The sequence below is a fragment of the Streptomyces sp. NPDC001194 genome (assembly GCF_042896985.1).
Lineage (GTDB): Bacteria > Actinomycetota > Actinomycetes > Streptomycetales > Streptomycetaceae > Streptomyces.
The window spans coordinates 56,353-75,442 of record NZ_JBIAXU010000014.1 but is presented as its reverse complement, the minus strand read 5'-3'; the positions used below and the strand labels follow the sequence as shown (position 1 = coordinate 75,442).

The following is a 19,090-nucleotide window of genomic DNA, read 5'->3' as shown; positions in this document are numbered from 1 at the left end:
CCCGGGCGCGGCGGCCCGCCCGCCGGGGCCGCGCGCGCCCGGGGGGGGGGGGGGGGGGGGCCGGCGGGGGGGGGGGGGGGCCGCCCCCGGCCCCCCCCCCCCCCCCCCCGGCCCGGGGCCTTCGCGTTGCGGCGGGTTCGGGCCCGGGGCCCCGACCTCAGGAGGCGACGGCGTGCGGCTGGTCGGAGGCCGGCTCGTTGCTGATCGTGCTGAGGATGCGCAGGGCGTTGGCGATGTCGGAACCCGAGGGGGCCCGGTCGGGGTCCACCAGCAGCTGGGCCATCACGCCCATGAAGAGCGCCTGGTAGAAGGAGCCGAGGGCCCGCTTGTCGGAGTCGCTGAGCGGCCCGGTGAGGTTCTTGAGCAGGCCGGCGTCGTCGAAGACGGAAGTGATCCCCTCGCGGCCCTGCTCGATGCCGTCGGCCAGGGCCTGGCGCACCACCGGCGCGTGATCGGCCTGGGCGAGCGCCTCGAAGCTGGCCACCCACACCTGGCGGTAGTTCGGGAAGTGGGTGATGAGGCGGGTCCAGATGTCCTCGAAGCGCTCCAGCGGACTCAGGTCCGAGGCCGTCGAGGCCGACGACACGGAGATGAGCTCGTCCCCGGACTCACTGATGGCCGCCATGAGGGCCTGGTTGAGCAGGGCCTCCTTGGAGCCGTAGTGGTAGCCGATGGAGGCGAGGTTCGCGCCGGAGGCCTTGACGATGTCCCGCGCGGTGGTCCGCCCGTAGCCCAGCTCGATAAGGCAGCGCTTGGCTCCGATCAACAGGTCTTCGCGGTGTCCCATCAAGGCTTCCAATCTCAGGTCTTGAAGTGCACATATTAGCTGGACAAACGGGTGCTCGTATACGAGCGTATACCTGATCAGACCGTCACGGGAGTGAAGGTGGCCAGCAGCTTGGCCCGGTCGGTCTTGCCGTTGGGAGTCGTGGGCAGCGAGTTCAGGACGCGCAGCTCCTGCGGGACCATGTACGCCGGCAGGGTCTCGGCGACGAAGGCCGTCAGCTGCGCCGCACTCGGCTCGTCGGCGTCCGGTGCCAGGACGAGGAACGCGCCCAGCACGTGGTCGTCGCCCGCGGGCAGCGCGAGGGCGGCAGCGGCGGCGACGGCCGGGTGGCCCAGCAGCCGTCGCTCCACCTCACCGAGCTCCACCCGGTTCCCGCGGATCTTGGCCATGGAGTCGGCGCGGCCGCAGAAGAACAGCTGCCCCTCCTCGTCGCGGTAGGCGAGGTCGCCGGAGCGGAACACCAGCTGGCCCGAGCGCGGATTGAGGGGGTCCGGTACCAGCGCCCGCCCGGTGGTCTCGGGGTCTCCCCAGTAGCCGGAGAACAGTGCCGCACTGCGCAGGTGGATCTCGCCCACGGCGCCGGGGGAGTGCACGACGCGGCCGTCCTCGCCGACCAGGGTGATGTCGGCGCCGGTGTGCGCCCTCCCGATGCTGAGCCGGTCCACGTCCTCGGGGAGCGGGTTGGGCACGTCCGTGAAGGTGCAGGCGACCGATTCGGTGCTGCCGAAGCAGTTCACGATCCGGATGCCGGGCCGCAGCCGCTGCAGGTGCCGGATCTCCGGAGGCGGGAAAGCCTCTCCGGAATAGAGAATTCCGCGCAGCTGGGTGAGCTCGGCGAGCGCCGCCGCCTCGTGGCGCAGGGCCGGCCGCCAGATCGACGGAGCGCCATTGACCTGCGTCGCACCCGTATCGGCGAGGAACTGCAGGAAACGCCGCGGCCACGGCAGCCGGGCCCGCGGCACCGGTACGACCGTCGCCCCGCTGCCCAGCGCGAGGCCGATGTCGAGCAGGGAGAAGTCGAATTGCAGGGGCGAGGTCGTGGCGACCCGGTCCTCTGCGGTGACGAACGAGCGCTCCAGCATCCCCCGGTAGAAGGCGATGATCGCCCGGTGCGTCATGATCACGCCCTTGGGGCGCCCGGTCGTGCCCGAGGTGAAGATCATGTACGCCGGGTCCGTGGTCAGGACCTCGCGCCGGTGGCGCACGCGCGGCGCGGGGGCCCGCTCGACGAGCAGCCCCTCCGGGCCGAAGCGCCCCGTCCCCAGCCCTTCGGGGAGGTCGGTGCGCTTGCCGTCCGAGGCCTGGAGGTACAGGGCGGGCTCGGCCGCGCCGATGACGGCGAGCAGCCGCTCCCGCGGAGTCGAGGGCGTGACCGGTACGAAGGTCAGCCCGAGCGAGGAGCAGGCCAGGAAGGCGGCGATGGCCGAGGCGGAGGTGTCCGACTCCAGGATCACCCGGTCGCCGACGTCGAGGCCGAGCGTGTCCAGCGCCGCGGCGTACTCCTGCGTCCGGCGCTTCAGGCCGCCGTAGGAGAGGGTCCGCAGACCGCCCTCCGGGTCCGCTTCGATGACGGCGGGCTTTTCCGGTGACGCGCCCGCGCTGGACAGCAGAAACTCATGCATTCTGTCGATCGAGCTCATGCGATTGATTTCCCTAGTCGGGTCGTGGAACATTGCCGGCCGGAGAGCGTCGGTATACGCCGGTCATTACTCTAACGGCCGCCGATCGGGGGATTGCAAGAGTCTCGCTTGAATGGCGGGGGAGGGCGGATCGTATCGGTCGGCGCATTGCCGATGCTAGGGGAGCGCGTAGGGGGCGTTAGGGGTATAGGCATCGGCCCCACCTGCGTACGGTGAATTTTTGTGGCTGCCCGTGGGTGTGGCGTGCCCGCAGAACACCGATGACGTGGAGTGTGTCGATGCGCGAGACTGGAAGTTTCGTTTCCGATGACGTTTCTTCGCGGGCGGAACGAGTGGATCTGGCGCGCCGACTGGAGAATATGCCGGTCGCGGAACAGAACCGAATCCTGCTCGATATTGTCCGGGAACAGACCGAGGAAACCCTGCGAAAGAGCCGGCCGGACACCACGGGTGTGGTGGACGTCGGCCGTCCCTTCCTGGAACTCGGCCTGGATTCGCTGGGCCTGGTCGAGCTGCACAACCGGATCAACGCCCGCACGGGCCTGTCCCTGCCCGTGACGGTCGGCTTCGACCACCCCACCCCGGCGCTGCTCGCCGAGCACCTGCGCTCCGAGGTCCTGGGGCTGGCGGAGGAGGACATCGAGGTGCCGGTCCGCCGCACCGGCGGTGACGACGACGAGCCCATCGCCATCGTCGGCATCGGCTGCCGCTACCCCGGCCGGATCGCCTCCCCCGACCAGCTGTGGCAGCTGGTCGTCGACGGCGGCCACGTGATCGGCGACTTCCCGGCCGACCGCGGCTGGGACCTCGACGGCCTCTACGACCCGGACCCCGACGTCCCGGGCAAGACGTACGTGCGCAAGGGCGGATTCCTCGCCGAGGCGGCCGAGTTCGACGCGGACTTCTTCGGCATCGGCCCGCGCGAGGCCTCCGCGATGGACCCCCAGCAGAGGCTGATGCTCGAAACCGCCTGGGAGGCCCTGGAGCGCGCGGGCATAGCCCCCGACTCGCTGCGCGGCAGCCGCGCCGGCGTGTTCGTCGGCGCGGAGTCCCAGGAGTACGGCATGCGGGTCCACGAGGCCCCCAACGGCCTCGACGGCTACCTGCTGACGGGTATCGGCGCCAGCGTCATCTCGGGGCGCATCGCCTACACCCTCGGCCTCGAAGGCCCCGCCCTCACCGTGGACACCGCCTGCTCGGGCTCCCTGGTCGCCCTGCACCTGGCCGTGCAGTCCCTCCGCCGCGGCGAATGCTCGCTCGCGCTCAGCGGCGGCGTGGCCATCCTCAGCAGCCCCGGCACCTTCACCGCCTTCAGCCGCCAGCGCGGCCTGGCCGCCGACGGCATCCCCAAGCCCTTCGCCGCGGCCGCCGACGGCACCGGCTTCGCCGAGGGCGCGGGCGTCCTCGTCCTCGAGCGGCTGTCCGACGCCCGCCGCAACGGCCACCAGGTACTCGGCGTCGTCCGCGGCACCGCCGTCAACCAGGACGGCGCGAGCAACGGCCTGACCGCCCCCAGCGGCAGCTCGCAGCGCAAGCTCATCCGCGAGGCCCTCGCCGACGCCGGGCTGACGGCGGGCCAGGTCGACGCCCTCGAAGCGCACGGCACCGGCACGACCCTCGGCGACCCCATCGAGGCCCAGGCCGTCCTGGCCACCTACGGGCAGGGCCGCGCCGAGGACGAGCCGCTGTGGCTCGGATCCGTGAAGTCCAACCTCGGACACACCCAGGCCGCGGGCGGTGCGGCCAGCATCATCAAGCTGGTCATGGCGATGCGCCACGACCTGCTGCCGCGCACCCTGCACGTCGACGCGCCCTCGCCGCACATCGACTGGAACTCGGGCCGGGTCGAGCTGCTCACCGAAGCGCGCCCGTGGCCCAAGGGCGACGAACCTCGCCGGGCGGGCGTCTCCGCCTTCGGCGTCAGCGGCACCAACGCCCACGTCATCATCGAGGAGCCCCCGGCCGAGGACCTCGACCAGGCCGCCCAGGGCGGGACGCCCGACCCCCAGGCCGTCACCACCCTGGTGATTTCCGCCCGCAGCGAGGCCGCCGTGCGCGCCCAGGCGGGCCGGCTGCTGCCGGTCCTCGCCGCCGCGGACGGACCCTCCCCGGCCGACGTGGCCTACTCCCTCGCCACCACCCGGGCCGCGCTGCCCCACCGCGCCGTCGTCACCGGCGCCGGCCGCGAGGAGCTCCTGCGCGGGCTCACCGCCGTCCAGGACGGAGCCGACGCCACCGGTGTCACCGAAGGGGCCGTCACCGGCGGCCGCACGGCGTTCCTCTTCACCGGCCAGGGCAGCCAGCGCCTGTCGATGGGCCGCGAGCTGTACGACACGTACCCGGTCTTCGCCAAGGCCCTCGACGAGGCCGCCGGCCACCTCGACCTCCAGCTCGAACTCCCCCTCAAGGACGTGCTGTTCGCCGCCGAGGACAGCCCCGAGGCCGGCCTGCTCCACCAGACCGTCTTCGCGCAGACGGCCCTGTTCGCCGTCGAGGTCGCCCTCTACCGCCTCTTCGAGTCCTGGGGCGTCCAGCCGGACTTCCTCGCCGGACACTCCCTCGGCGAACTGACGGCCGCCCACGTCTCGGGCGTCCTGACCCTCGACGACGCGGCCACGCTCGTCGCCGCCCGCGGCCGCCTCATGCAGGAACTGCCCGCCGGCGGAGCCATGATCGCCCTCCAGGCCACCGAGGCCGAGGTCCTCGAACGACTCGCCGGACACGAGGCCGCCCTCGGCATCGCGGCGATCAACGGACCCCACGCCGTCGTGATCTCCGGTGAGGAGGAGAGCGCCCTCGCCGTCGCGGAGCACTTCTCCGCACTCGGCCGCAAGACCAAGCGGCTCCAGGTGAGCCACGCCTTCCACTCGCCGCTCATGGAGCCGATGCTCGACGAGTTCCGGCGCGTCGCCGAGATCCTCGACTACTCCCACCCGTCCATCCCGGTGGTCTCGAACGTCACCGGCCGGGTGGCCACCACGGAAGAGCTCTGCTCCCCGGAGTACTGGGTCCGCCACGTCCGCAGCGCCGTCCGCTTCCGCGACGGCATCGCCTGGCTCGCCGAGAACGGCGTCGACACCTTCCTCGAACTCGGGCCGGACGCCGTGCTGTCCGCCATGGGCCAGGACTGCCTGCCCGAAGCGGGCGACGCCGTCTTCGCCGCCGTGCTGCGGCGCGGCCGCGACGAGCAGCGCGAACTCCTTTCCGCCTTGGCCGCCGCCCACGTCCGCGGCACCGCCGTGCACGGCGAGGCCTTCCACGCCGGGCAGGGCGGCCGTCGCGTCGAGCTGCCCACGTACGCCTTCCAGCGCCGCCACTTCTGGCTGAACACCCCGCCCGCCGGGGGCGACGCCACCCTGCTCGGCCAGAGCACCGTCGAGCACCCGCTGCTCGGCGCCGCCCTGCGCCTGGCCGGCTCCGACGCCCTCGTCCTCACCGGGCGGCTCTCGCTCCAGACCCAGCCCTGGCTGGCCGATCACGTCATCTCCGGCACCTGCCTGCTGCCCGGCACCGCCTTCCTGGAGCTCGCCCTCCAGGCCGGTGACCAGGCCGGCTGCCCGGTGCTCGAGGAGCTGACCCTCGAAGCCCCGCTCGCGCTTCCCGACACCGGCGGCACCGCTCTCGAGGCGTACGTCGGCACCCCCGACGACACCGGCCGGCGCACCGTCGAGTTCCACTCCCGCCCCGGCGACGACGCCCAGGACACCCCCTGGGTGCGTCACGCCACCGGCATCCTGTCCCCCTCCGCCACCGCGGCCCCCGCGTCCGGCGAGCTCGCCGGCACCTGGCCGCCGGCCGGAGCGCAGGTCGTGGACATCTCCGGCCTGTACGCGCAGATGGCCCGCAACGGCTACGGGTACGGCCCGGCCTTCAGCGGACTGCGCGCCGTGTGGCGGCGCGACGGCGAGGTGTTCGCCGAGGTCGCCCTCGACGCCCGTACGGCCGCCGACGCCCCCGCCTTCGGCCTGCACCCGGCGCTGCTCGACGCGGCCCTGCAGGCCACCGACTTCGCCTCGCCGGAGCCGGTCTCCGAGGACACCCGCGTCCCGTTCGCCTGGACCGGCGTCGCCCTCCACGGCGTGGGCGCCTCCAGCGTCCGCGTACGGATCGTCGCCACCGGCACCGACGAGGTCAGCCTCACCCTCGCCGACGCCCAGGGCGCACCCGTCGCATCCATCGACTCCTACGTCGTGCGCCCGGTCTCGGCCGAGCAGATCCGCGCCGCCCGCTCCGGCCACCGCGACGTCCTCCACCAGGTGCGGTGGACGCCGCTCGCGGCCGAAGCCCCCGCCGGCGCCCCCGCGCCCGTGGCCCTCGACGCGCTCGAGCCCACCGCCCCGACCCCCGAGGCAGTCCTCTACACGTGCCCGGTGGCCGAGGCGGACGCCCCGCCGGCCGCCGTCCGGGCCGTGACGGGCGCCGTCCTGGCGACCGTCAAGGCATGGCTCGCCGACGAGCGACACGCCGCCTCGCGCCTCGCCGTCGTCACCCGCGGCGCCGTCGCCGCCCTGCCCGGCGAGGACGTCGATCTCGCCCAGGCCCCGGTCTGGGGGCTGCTGCGCTCCGCGCAGGCCGAGTCCCCGCAGCGGTTCGTCCTCGTCGACACCGACGGCACCGAGGAGTCCGACCGGGCCCTCGCGGCCGCCCTGGCCTCCGGCGAGCCGGAACTCGCCGTCCGGCGCGGCGCCCTGACCGTGCCCCGCCTGGCCAAGTCCACCGACCCCGCGACCGACGGCGCCCCCGCCTGGCAGCGCGCCGCGCACGGCACCGTGCTGGTCACCGGCGGCACCGGCGGCCTCGGCGCCCAGATCGCCCGCCACCTGGTCGGCGTCCACGGCATCCGCGGCCTGCTGCTCACCAGCCGGCGCGGACCGGACGCCCCCGGCGCCGCCGAACTGGCGGCGGAGCTGCGGGCCTCGGGAGCCGAGGTCACCATCGCCTCCGTCGACGTCGGCGACCGCGACGCCCTCGCCGCCGTTCTCGCAGCCGTCCCCGCGGAGCGTCCGCTGACCGCCGTCGTGCACGCCGCGGGCGTCATCGACGACGGACTCGTCACCTCGCTGACCCCCGAACGGCTGGACGCCGTGCTGCGCCCGAAGGCCGACGCCGCCTGGCACCTGCACGAGCTGACCCGCGAGGCAGACCTCAGCGCCTTCGTGCTCTTCTCCTCCACGGCCGCGTTCGTCGACGGCCCCGGCCAGGGCAACTACGCCGCCGCCAACCTCTTCCTCGACGGCCTCGCCGCCCACCGCCGGCTGCGCGGCCTGCCCGCCAGCTCCCTCGCGTGGGGACTGTGGACCGGCAGCGGCGGCATGGAGGACCTCCTCGACGAGTCCGCGCTCCAGCGCATCAGGCGCCAGGGCTTCCAGCCGCTGACCGCGGCCGAGAGCCTCGCCCTGCTCGACCAGGCGGTGGACCGTCCGCAGCCCTCGTACATGACCGTACGCGTCGACGAGGCCGCCCTGCGCAGCCGGTCCGACGCCCTGCCCGCGCTGCTGCGCTCCCTCGTACGGACGCAGCCCCAGCGGGCCGCCGCGCCCGGCGCGGCCCAGGCCGCGCAGCCCGGCGCGCACCTCGCCACGCTCACTCCGCAGGACCGCGCCGAGGCCCTCCTGACCCTCGTGCGCACCCACGTCGCCGCGGTCCTGGGCCACGACAGTGCGGACGAGATCAGCCCCACCCGGGCGTTCAACAAGATCGGTTTCGACTCGCTCGCCGCCGTCGAACTGCGCAACCGGCTCAACACGGCGACCGGACTGCGGCTGAGCGCCACCCTCACGTTCGACTACCCGACGCCCGACGTGCTCGCCGAACACCTCGACGGCAAGATCATGTCGGCCTTCGGGCAGACGGCCCCCGCCGCCGCGACCCGGCCCGCCGCCGCGGCCCCCGCCGTGGCCCCGCGCACCGACGAGGCCATCGCCATCGTCGGCATGGCCTGCCGCTTCCCCGGCGAGGTCACCTCGCCCGAGGAGCTGTGGCAGCTCGTGGCCGAGGGCCGCGACGGCGTCGGCCCCTTCCCCACCGACCGAGGCTGGGCCGAGGACCTGTACGACCCGAGCCTGAGCACGCCCGGCAAGAGCATCGCGGGCGAGGGCGGCTTCCTCTACGACGCCGCCCAGTTCGACCCCGAGTTCTTCGGGATGAGCCCCCGCGAGGCCAAGGCCATAGACCCGCAGCAGCGCCTGCTGCTGGAGATCTCCTGGGAGACCCTGGAGCGCGCCGGCATCGACCCGCACGCGCTGAAGGGCAGCTCCACCGGCGTGTTCGCCGGAGTCATGTACCACGACTGGGGACTGCGCCTGGGCCCGCTGCCCGAGGACGTCGCCGGCTACCACGGCAACGGCAGCCTCGCCAGCGTGGTCTCCGGCCGCGTCTCGTACACCCTCGGCCTCGAAGGCCCCGCGGTCAGCGTCGACACCGCCTGTTCCTCCTCGCTGGTCGCCATGCACCTCGCCGTGCAGGCCCTCCAGCGCGGCGAGTGCTCCCTGGCCCTCGCGGGCGGCGTGACCGTCATGTCCGACCCGGACACGTTCATCGACATGAGCCGTCAGGGCGGTCTCGCCCCCGACGGCCGCTGCAAGTCCTTCGGCTCCGGCGCCGACGGCACCGGATGGGGCGAAGGCGTCGGCATGCTGCTGCTCCAGCGCCTCTCCGACGCCGAGCGCGAGGGCCGCCGCGTCCTCGCCGTGATCCGCGGCAGCGCGGTCAACCAGGACGGCGCCTCCAACGGCCTCACCGCCCCCAACGGCCCCTCGCAGCAGCGGGTCATCCGCCAGGCGCTCGCCTCCGCCGGCCTCACGGCCGCCGAGGTCGACGCGGTCGAGGGCCACGGCACGGGCACCAAGCTGGGCGACCCGATCGAGGCCCAGGCCCTGCTGGAGACCTACGGCCAGGAGCGTCCCGAGGGCGGGCAGCCCCTGCTGCTGGGCTCCATCAAGTCGAACATCGGGCACGCCCAGGCCGCCGCCGGCGTCGCCGGTGTGATCAAGATGGTCATGGCCATGCGCCACGGGACCCTGCCCGGCACCATCAACGTGGACGAGCCGTCCCCGCAGGTGGACTGGGAGTCGGGCGCCGTCGAACTGCTCACGCAGGCCCGCGCCTGGCCCGACCTCGGCCGCCCGCGCCGCGCCGGTGTCTCCTCCTTCGGCATCAGCGGCACCAATGCCCACCTGATCCTGGAGGGCGCTCCGGCCACCGCGGCCCCGCAGACCTCCGAGGGATCCGACGCACCCGCACCGGCCCCCGTGGCCGCCGGACCCGTCCCGTGGGTGGTCTCCGGCCGCACCGCCGACGCCCTGCGCGGACAGGCCGAGCGCCTGCTGACCCACCTCGAAGGCCTCGACGACTCGGAACTCGCCCTCGCCGGGCGGTCCCTGGCGGTCACCCGCGCCTCCCTCGAGCACCGTGCCGTGGTGGTGGGCGCCGACCGGGAGGAACTCGTCCGCGGCCTGACGGCCCTGGCCGAGGACCGGCAGATCGCAGCCGTCGTGCGCGACACGGCCCGCTCGGGCAGGACCGCCTTCCTGTTCACGGGTCAGGGTGCGCAGCGTCCGGGCATGGGCCGCGAACTGTACGGGGCCTTCCCGGCCTTCGCGTCCGCGTTCGATGCGGTGGTCGCTGAGCTGGACGGGCACCTGGAGATCCCGCTGAAGGATGTGGTCTGGGGTGAGGACGCGGGTCTGCTGAACCGGACCGCGTACACGCAGACCGGTCTGTTCGCCGTCGAGGTGGCGCTGTTCCGGCTGCTCGAGTCGTGGGGTGTCCGCCCGGACTTCCTGGCGGGTCATTCGATCGGTGAGCTGGCTGCCGCGCACGTTTCCGGTGTGCTGTCGCTGGCCGATGCGGCCAAGCTGGTGGCTGCCCGCGGGCGGCTGATGAACGCGCTGCCCGAAGGCGGTGCCATGGTGGCCGTCCAGGCGACTGAAGACGAGGTGCTGCCGCTGCTGGTCGAGGGCGTCGACATCGCCGCGGTCAACGGGCCGGTTTCGCTGGTGCTCTCGGGTGTCGAGGACGCCGTCCTCGCCGTGGCCGGCCGGCTCGGCCAGCTGGGCCGCAAGACCAAGCGGCTCACGGTCTCGCACGCCTTCCACTCGGCTCTGATGGAGCCGATGCTCGAGGAGTTCCGCGCGGTCGCGCAGACCCTCACGTACGGCACGGCCGCCATCCCGGTGGTCTCCAACGTCACGGGTGAGATCGCGAACGAGCTGGGCACGCCCGAGTACTGGGTGCGCCACGTCCGCGATGCCGTGCGCTTCGCCGACGGCATCCGCACCCTCGAAGGCCGCGGCGTCACCACCTTCCTCGAACTCGGCCCCGACGCCGTGCTGACGGCCATGGGCGCCGACAGCGTCACCGCCGAGTCCGACGCCGCCTTCGTACCGCTCCTGCGCCGCGACCGCGACGAGCAGCGCGAGCTGCTCGCCGGCCTCGGCCGGGCCCACGCCCGGGGCACCGCCCTCGACTGGTCCGCGTTCTTCGCGGGCCGCGCCGAAGGCTGGAGCGACCTGCCCACGTACGCCTTCCAGCGCAGCCGCTACTGGCTGGACGGCATCTCCCCGCGCTCCGGCGACGTCGCCACCGCGGGCCTCCAGCCCGTCGAGCACCCCATGCTCAGCGCGGCCGTCGCCTCCCCGGAGACCGGCGGAGCCGTCCTCACCGGCCGGCTCTCCCTCGCCACCCAGGCCTGGATCGCCGACCACGACGTCCTCGGCAACATCCTGCTCCCGGGCACCGGCTTCGTGGAACTGGCGGTGCGCGCAGCGGACCAGGTCGGGTGCGGACGGCTCGAGGAACTCACCCTCGAAGCCCCGCTGGTGCTGCCGCGCGGCGGCGCCGTCGCCGTCCAGGCCGTCGTCGGCGCCGCCGACGCGACCGGCTCCCGCCCGGTGCACATCTACGCCCGTGACGAGGCCACGGCCGCGGCCGACGGTCCGTGGACCCGGCACGCCACCGGTTCCGCCGCACCCCAGGCGGCCGAAGCCGGCTTCGACCTGAGCGCCTGGCCGCCGCAGGGCGCCACCCCGGTGCCGATGGACGGCGCGTACGAGCGGCTGCTCGCACGCGGCTACGGATACGGGCCCGTCTTCCGGGGCATGACCGCCGCCTGGCGGCTCGGGGACGACGTCTTCGCCGAGGTCGAGCTCCCCGAGGAGGCCCACGAGGAGGCAGGCCGCTTCGGTCTGCACCCGGCGCTCCTCGACGCCGCGATGCACGCCGACCTCCTCGACGCCGAGGACAGCGCCGACGCTCCCACCCTCATGCCCTTCTCGTGGAACGGCGTCACCCTGCACGCCGCCGGCGCCACCTCGCTCCGCGTCCACCTGCGCCGCCTGCGCGGTGACGAGCTCAGCGCGATGTGGGTGGCGGACGCAACGGGACGCCCCGTCGCGACCGTCGAATCACTCGTCTCCCTCCCGGTCACCGAGCAGCAGCTCGCCGGCGCACACGGCGGCGCTGACCGGCCCCTCTACCGGATCGACTGGCAGGAGCACGCCCCGGCCGCGGCCGGCGCCACCGCTCCCGTGCCCCTCGACGAGGCGCGCACCGCGGCGCAGCCGCCCGCCCTCGTCGTGCACCGGGTCACCGGTGCTCCCGGTACGGACGTCCCCGGGGGAGCGCACGCCGTCACCCGCCAGACCCTGGACGTGGTCCGGGAATGGCTGGCCGACGAGCGCTTCGCCCAGGCCAGGCTGGTCGTCGCCACTCAGGGCGCGGTCGCCGCCGCGCCCGGCGACGCCCCCGATCTCACCCAGGCCCCGGTCTGGGGTCTGCTGCGCGCAGCCCAGGGCGAGAACCCCGGCCGCTTCGTCCTCGTCGACACCGACGGGACGCCCGCCTCCGAGGCACTCCTGGCCGTCGCGGCGGACTCCGGCGAAAGCGAACTGGCCCTGCGAGGCGGCCGGGTACTGCTGCCCCGCCTGGCCAAGGCCGTCCCGGCCGCGCCCGGCGCGACGCGGCGGGCGCCCTGGGACACCCACGGCACCGTCCTGGTCACCGGCGGTACGAGCGGGCTCGGTGCGCGGATCGCCCGCCACCTGGCCGCCGAGCACGGCGTCCGCCACCTGCTGCTCACCAGCCGCCGCGGCCCCGCCGCGCCCGGCGCCGCCGAGCTGCAGGCCGAACTCGCCGCCCTGGGCGCCGAGGCCACCGTCGCCGCCTGCGACACCGCCGACCGCGACGCGCTGTCCGCACTGCTCGCCGGCATCCCGCAGGACCGGCCGCTCACCGGCATCGTGCACGCCGCCGGTGTCGCCGAGGGCGGGCTCGTCTCCGACCTCCCCGCCGACCAGCTGGACCGCGTACTGCGGCCCAAGGTCGACGCGGCCTGGCACCTGCACGAGCTGACCGCCGGGCTCGACCTGACGGCCTTCGTCCTGCTGTCCTCCGCGGGCGGGCTCGTCCTGGCTTCCGGCCAGGCCGACTACGCCGCCGCCAACGTCTTCCTGGACGCCCTGGCCGCCCACCGGCGCGCCGCGGGCCTGCCCGCCACCGCCGTCGCCTACGCGATGTGGGCCGTCAACACCGGCCTCGGCGGAGAACTGGCCCAGGCAGACCTGGACCGGATGGCACGGCTCGGCCTGCCCGCGCTCGGCGCGGAGGAGGGCCTGGCGCTCCTGGACGCCGCACTGGAGACGGACGAGGCACTCGTCGCTCCCCTGCGCGTGGACCGGAGCGCCCTGCGGGCCCGTACCGACGAGCTCCCCGCCCTGCTGCGCGGACTCGCCGGTGGACCGGCACGGCGGACGGCGAGTGCCGTCCGGGCCGGCGCCGGGACGGACGAGCTCGGCGCGCGGCTGGCCGGGCTCACGCAGACCGAGCGGGACCGGTTCCTGCTCGACCTCGTCCGCACCCACGTGGCCTCCGTCCTCGGACACTCCGGCCCCGAAGCGGTGGAGGCCGACCGGGCGTTCAAGGAGCTCGGCTTCGACTCGCTGGCCGCCGTCGAACTGCGCAACCAGCTCGGCGGGGCCATCGGCCTCAAGCTGCCCGCCACGCTCGTCTTCGACCACCCCACCAGCCGTGCGGTCGCCGACTTCCTCAAGGAGAAGGTGCTCGGCCAGGCCGCCGCGGCCCCCGCCCGCCCGGCCCAGGCCCCCACCCGGGCCTCCGCCGACGACCCGATCGCCATCGTCGGCATCAGCTGCCGCTTCCCCGGCGGGGTCCGCTCCGCCGAGGACCTGTGGCAGCTCGTGGCCGAGGGCCGGGACGCCGTCGCGGACTTCCCCGCCGACCGCGGCTGGGACACCGAAGGCATCTACGACCCGGAGCCCGGCACCCCCGGCAAGACGTACGCCCGCACCGGCGGATTCCTCTACGACGCCCTCGAGTTCGACCCCGAGCTGTTCGGCATCATGCCGCGCGAGGCCCTGGCCATGGACCCGCAGCAGCGGCTGCTGCTGCAGGCCTCGTGGGAGGCGTTCGAGCGGGCGGGCATCGACCCGACCGCCATGCGCGGCAGCCAGACGGGCGTCTACGCCGGAGTCATGTACCACGACTACGGCAGCCGCCTCCCGGAGATCCCCGAGGAGGTCGCCGGCTACCTCGGCAACGGCAGCGCCGGCAGCATCGCCTCCGGCCGCGTCGCGTACACGCTGGGCCTGGAGGGTCCGGCCGTCACCGTCGACACCGCCTGCTCCTCCTCGCTGGTCTCGCTCCACATGGCCTGCCAGGCACTGCGCGCCGGCGAGATCACGATGGCGCTGGCCGGCGGTGTCACCGTCATGCCGACGCCGGAGATCTACGTCGACTTCAGCCAGCAGCGCGGCCTCGCCGCCGACGGCCGGTGCAAGGCGTTCTCCGGAGCGGCCGACGGCACCGGCTGGGCCGAGGGCATCGGCATGCTGCTCATCGAGCGGCTCTCCGACGCCGAACGCAACGGCCACCCCGTGCTCGGCGTGATCCGCGGCAGCGCGATCAACCAGGACGGCGCCTCCAACGGCCTGACCGCGCCGAACGGGCCGTCCCAGCAGCGGGTGATCCAGCAGGCGCTGGCCGCGGCGGGACTGCGCACCACCGACATCGACCTGATCGAGGGCCACGGCACCGGCACCCGTCTCGGCGACCCCATCGAGGCGCAGGCCCTGCTGGCGACGTACGGCCAGGGCCGGCCCGAGGGCCGCCCCGTGCGGCTCGGCTCCATCAAGTCCAACATCGGCCACGCCCAGGCGGCGGCAGGTGTCAGCGGTGTCATCAAGGCCGTCATGGCCCTGCGCAACGGCGTGATGCCCCGCACCCTGCACGTCGACGAGCCCTCGCCCGAGGTCGACTGGTCGGCGGGTGACGTCGAGCTGCTGACCGAGGCCCTCCCGTGGGAGCCCACCGGTGTGCCGCGGCGCGCGGCGGTGTCCTCCTTCGGACTCAGCGGCACCAACGCCCACATGATCCTGGAGGAGGCGCCCACCGCCGAGCCGGCCCAGGCCGCCCCCGAACAGGACGCGCCGAAGCTGTCCGCCGTACCGCTGGTGCTGTCCGCGAAGAGCGCCGGCTCCCTGCGGGAGCAGGCGCGGGCGCTGGCCGAACGGCTCGCCGCCGACCCCGGCCTGGAGCTCGCCGACGCCGGCTTCTCGCTGGCCACGACCCGTGCGGCGCTCGAGCACCGTGCGGTGGTCCCGGTCACCGACCGGGACGGCGCCCTGGCGGCGCTCGCCTCCCTGGCGGACGGCACGCCGTCGGCCGAGGTGGTCGAGGGCACGACGGCGCCGGGCGGCCTGACCGCCTTCCTGTTCTCCGGCCAGGGGGCCCAGCGGCCCGGAATGGGCCGCGAACTCTACGCCGAGCACCCGGTGTTCGCCGCCGCACTCGACGAGGTGTGCACCCACCTGGACCCCCGGCTGGGCCGCTCGCTGCGCGAGCTCATGTTCGCGCAGGAGGGCTCGCCCGAGGCCGGCCTGCTCCAGCAGACCGTCCACACGCAGAGCGCGCTGTTCGCCTTCGAGGTGGCACTGTTCCGGCTCCTGGAGTCCTGGGGCATCGTGCCCGACTTCCTCATGGGCCACTCCATCGGCGAGCTCGCCGCCGCCCACGTGGCGGGCGTGCTCCCGCTCGGGGACGCGTGCACCCTGGTCGCCGCACGGGGCCGCCTGATGCAGGAGCTCCCGGCAGACGGCGCCATGATCGCCGTCGAGGCCACCGAGGAAGAGGTCCGCCCGCACCTGGGCGAGCGCCTCGACATCGCGGCCGTCAACGGGCCGAAATCCGTCGTGATCTCGGGCGACGAGGCCGAGGCACTGGCCGTGGCCGCCCTGTTCAAGGAGCAGGGCCGCAGGACCAGCAGGCTGCGCGTCTCGCACGCGTTCCACTCGCCGCTCATGGAGCCGATGCTGGACGCCTTCCGCGAGGTCGCGCAGGGTCTGGCGTACGGAGCGCCCACGATCCGGATCGTCTCCGACGTCACCGGCAGCGAGGCCCCGGCCGAGCAGCTGGGCTCCGCCGAGTACTGGGTGCGCCACGTCCGCGAGGCCGTGCGCTTCTCGGACAGCGTCGCCCACCTCGCCTCCGCGGGGGTGACCCGGTTCGTCGAACTGGGCCCCGACGGTGTGCTCACCGCCCTGGCCCAGGGCGTCCTGGACGACCCCGCCGCCGTGGCCGTCCCCACCCTGTCCAAGTCCCGGCCCGAGAACGAGGCCCTGCTGACGGCGCTGGCCCGGCTCCACACGCGTGGCGCCGGCCCCGACTGGTCGCGGTTCTTCGCCGGCCGCGGCGCCCGTCGGGTCGACCTGCCGACGTACGCATTCGAAAAGCGGAGGTACTGGCTCGATATGCCTGCTGTGGCCACGACAGACCCTGCCGGCGTCGGCCAGATCGCGGCCGGTCACCCGCTGCTCAGCGCGGTCGTCGTCTCCCCCGAATCCGGTGGCGCCGTCCTGACCGGCCGGCTGTCCGTCGACACGCACGACTGGCTGGCGGACCACGACGTGCTCGGCACCGTCATCCTGCCCGGCACCGGATTCGTCGAACTCGCCGTACGGGCCGGCCAGGAGGTCGGCTGCGCGGTCGTCGAAGAACTGACCATCGAGTCGATCATGGCCATCCCGTCCAGTGGCGGCGTGGCCGTCCAGGTCGTCGCCGGCGCCGCCGACGCGGACGGGCGCCGCCCGCTCACCGTCTACTCGCGCCCCGACACCGCCCCGGCCGACCAGCCCTGGACGCGCAATGCCACGGGCTACCTCATCGGCGGGACCTCGCAGCCGTCCGCCTCCGGCTACTTCAGCGCCGGGCAGACGGTCTGGCCGCCGGAGGGCGCCGAACCGGTCGACATCAGCGACGTCTACGACTACCTGACCGGCCAGGGCTACCACTACGGGCCCATGTTCCGCGGCCTGCGCGGGATCTGGCTGCGCGGCAGCGAGACGTTCGCCGAGGTCGCCCTGCCCGAGGAGGCGGCCACCGCGGCCGCCCAGTACGGCCTGCACCCCTCGCTGCTGGACTCGGCGCTCAGCGCCACCGACTTCATGGACGGGCGCAAGCCCCAGGACGTCGGCGGCACCCAGCTGCCGTTCTCCTGGGCCGACGTCACCCTCCACGCGACCGGCGCCAACCGGCTGCGGGTGCGCATCACCCAGGCGGCCTCGAAGTCCCCGGCCGGCGGCTCCGACGCGGTCCGGCTCGAACTCGCCGACCCGCTCGGCACCCCGGTGGCCACGATCGAGTCCCTCGTCGTGCGCCCGGTCACGGCGGACCGGGTCAGTGCGGCGGCCTCCGCCGGATCCGGCGGCCGCGAGTCGATGTTCCGCCTCGGCTGGAACCAGCTCCCGCTGGGCGGCGCAGTCGCCGCCACCACCGGCGCCTGGGTCCAGCTCGGCGACGCCGACCGGCTCGGCCTCGGGGACGGGGTCCCGCTGCACGCCGGGCTCGACGCCCTCGGCGCGAGCCTCGCGGCCGGCGCCGCGGCCCCCGACGTGGTCCTGCTGCCCGTGGCCGCGCCGGCCGCGGCCGGCGCGGCGGTCCCCGCCGCCGTACGGTCGGCCGTGGACGGGGTGCTGGACGTGCTCCGGGACTGGCTGGCCGACGACCGGTTCGCCTCGTCGCGGCTGATGGTGGTCACCGAAGGCGCCGTGGCGGTCGCCGAAGGCGAGACGCAGGACCTCGTCCAGGCACCGCTGTGGGGCCTGGTGCGCGCCGCCCAGGAAGAGAACCCCGGCCGCATCGTCCTCGTCGACGGCGACGGCTCACCGGCCGCCGCCCGCTCCCTGCCCGCCGTCGCCACGGTGGACGAGCCGGCGTTCGCCCTGCGCGGCAGCGAGGTCCGCGTACCGCGGCTGGCCCGCGTCGCGGACGGCGCCGACGACGGCGCCGCGCCGTGGACCCGTACGGACGGAACCGTCCTCATCACCGGAGGCACCACCGGCCTCGGCGCACTCGTCGCCCGCCACCTGGTCGCCGAACACGGCGTGCGCCGCCTCCTGCTCACCAGCAGGCGGGGCATGGGCTCGGCCGGGGCCGCCGCCTTCCGCGAGGAACTGGCGGGCCTGGGAGCCGAGGTCACCATCGCGGCCTGCGACGCGGCCGACCGCGAGGCCGTGGCCGGCCTGCTGTCCTCGCTGCCGGCGGCCCACCCGCTGACAGCCGTCGTCCACGCGGCCGGCGTCATGGACAACGCGCTCGTCGGCTCCATGACGCCGCAGCAGCTCGACAACGCGCTGCGGCCCAAGGTGGACGGCGCGTGGAACCTGCACGAGCTGACCGCGGACCTGGACCTGGACGCGTTCGTCCTGTTCTCCTCCTGCGCCGGCCTGCTCGTCGGGGCAGGACAGGCGAACTACGCGGCGGCGAACCGTTTCCTCGACGCGCTGTCCGCCCACCGCCGGGCCGCGGGCCTGCCCGCCCACTCCCTCGCCTTCGGCCTGTGGAGCGCCAAGACCGAACTGGGCGGCGGAGTCACCGAGGGCGACCTCCTCCAGATGGCCCGCGCCGGCATGCCGGCCATGACCACCGAGGAAGGCCTCGCGCTCTTCGACGACGCCCTCGGCATCGACGAGCCGCTGCTCGTCCCGATCCACCTCAAGGCCCCCGAGGGCGAGGCGGCCCGGATCCCGGCGCTGCTGGGGGACGTGCTCAAGGCCCAGGCGCACAAGCCGGAGCGGGCGGCCGCGGCCTCCGTCCCGGCCGCCGAGGCCGCCCCGGCCGGCAGCCTCGAACAGCGCCTCGCGGGCCTGAGCCCCGACGACAGGGAGCGCCACCTGCTCGACCTCGTACGGGTCCACGTCGCCGCCGTCCGCCACGACCGCCCCGAGTCCATCGACGTCGGCAAGGGCTTCACCGAGCTCGGCCTCGACTCCCTCGCCGCCATCGAGCTGCGCAACCGGCTCCAGTCCGCCACCGGGCTGCGCCTTCCGGCGACGCTGATGTTCGACTACCCGAGCCCCAGCGCCCTGGCCGGCTTCCTGCTGGAGGAGGTCCTGCCGGACCTGCCCGACGCCCCGGCCGCCGGAGCCGACGAGGCCGAGGTCCGCCGTCGGCTGGAGACGATCCCGCTGGCCCGGCTGCGCGAGGCCGGACTCCTCGACCAACTGCTGTCCCTGGCCGAAGCGGGCGGCGCCGGCCAGGCCCGGGCCGAGGAGGAGCCCGCACCCGACCGCACCGATGCCATCAAGAACATGAACATCGACGACCTGGTCCGGGCCGCGCTCGCGTCCGGCGACTCCCAGTAAGAGAGGCT

3 protein-coding genes are annotated in these 19,090 nt (G+C 74.5%); 1 reads left to right on the top strand and 2 read right to left on the bottom strand.

The genetic code is table 11. From position 1 onward, the window contains the following. Nucleotides 1-157: 157 nt before the first annotated feature. Together ACFY1T_RS25005 and ACFY1T_RS25000 are read right to left on the bottom strand one after the other, a co-directional pair. Nucleotides 158-787 carry a TetR/AcrR family transcriptional regulator gene (locus tag ACFY1T_RS25005; RefSeq protein WP_390790145.1) on the bottom strand — a complete coding sequence of 210 codons (630 nt, stop codon included), beginning with the start codon at nt 785-787 and terminating at the stop codon, nt 158-160. Between the two features lie 77 nt (nt 788-864). Then, complete coding sequence (locus ACFY1T_RS25000) at nt 865-2,409, bottom strand: AMP-binding protein (protein WP_390790144.1); 1,545 nt, start codon at nt 2,407-2,409, stop codon at nt 865-867. 377 nt (nt 2,410-2,786) lie between these two features. Between ACFY1T_RS25000 and ACFY1T_RS24995 the strand changes: the two genes are divergently transcribed. After that, entirely contained in the window at nt 2,787-19,082 is a 16,296-nt protein-coding gene (locus ACFY1T_RS24995; protein ID WP_390790143.1) for a type I polyketide synthase, read from the top strand. Nucleotides 19,083-19,090 lie beyond the last annotated feature (8 nt).

What these genes read in the sequence shown, in the direction of transcription:
- ACFY1T_RS25005 (WP_390790145.1), bottom strand. Translation starts at nt 787, where the DNA reads ATGGGACACCGCGAAGACCTGTTGATCGGAGCCAAGCGCTGCCTTATC.
- ACFY1T_RS25000 (WP_390790144.1), bottom strand. Translation starts at nt 2,409, where the DNA reads ATGCATGAGTTTCTGCTGTCCAGCGCGGGCGCGTCACCGGAAAAGCCC.
- ACFY1T_RS24995 (WP_390790143.1), top strand. Translation starts at nt 2,787, where the DNA reads ATGCCGGTCGCGGAACAGAACCGAATCCTGCTCGATATTGTCCGGGAA.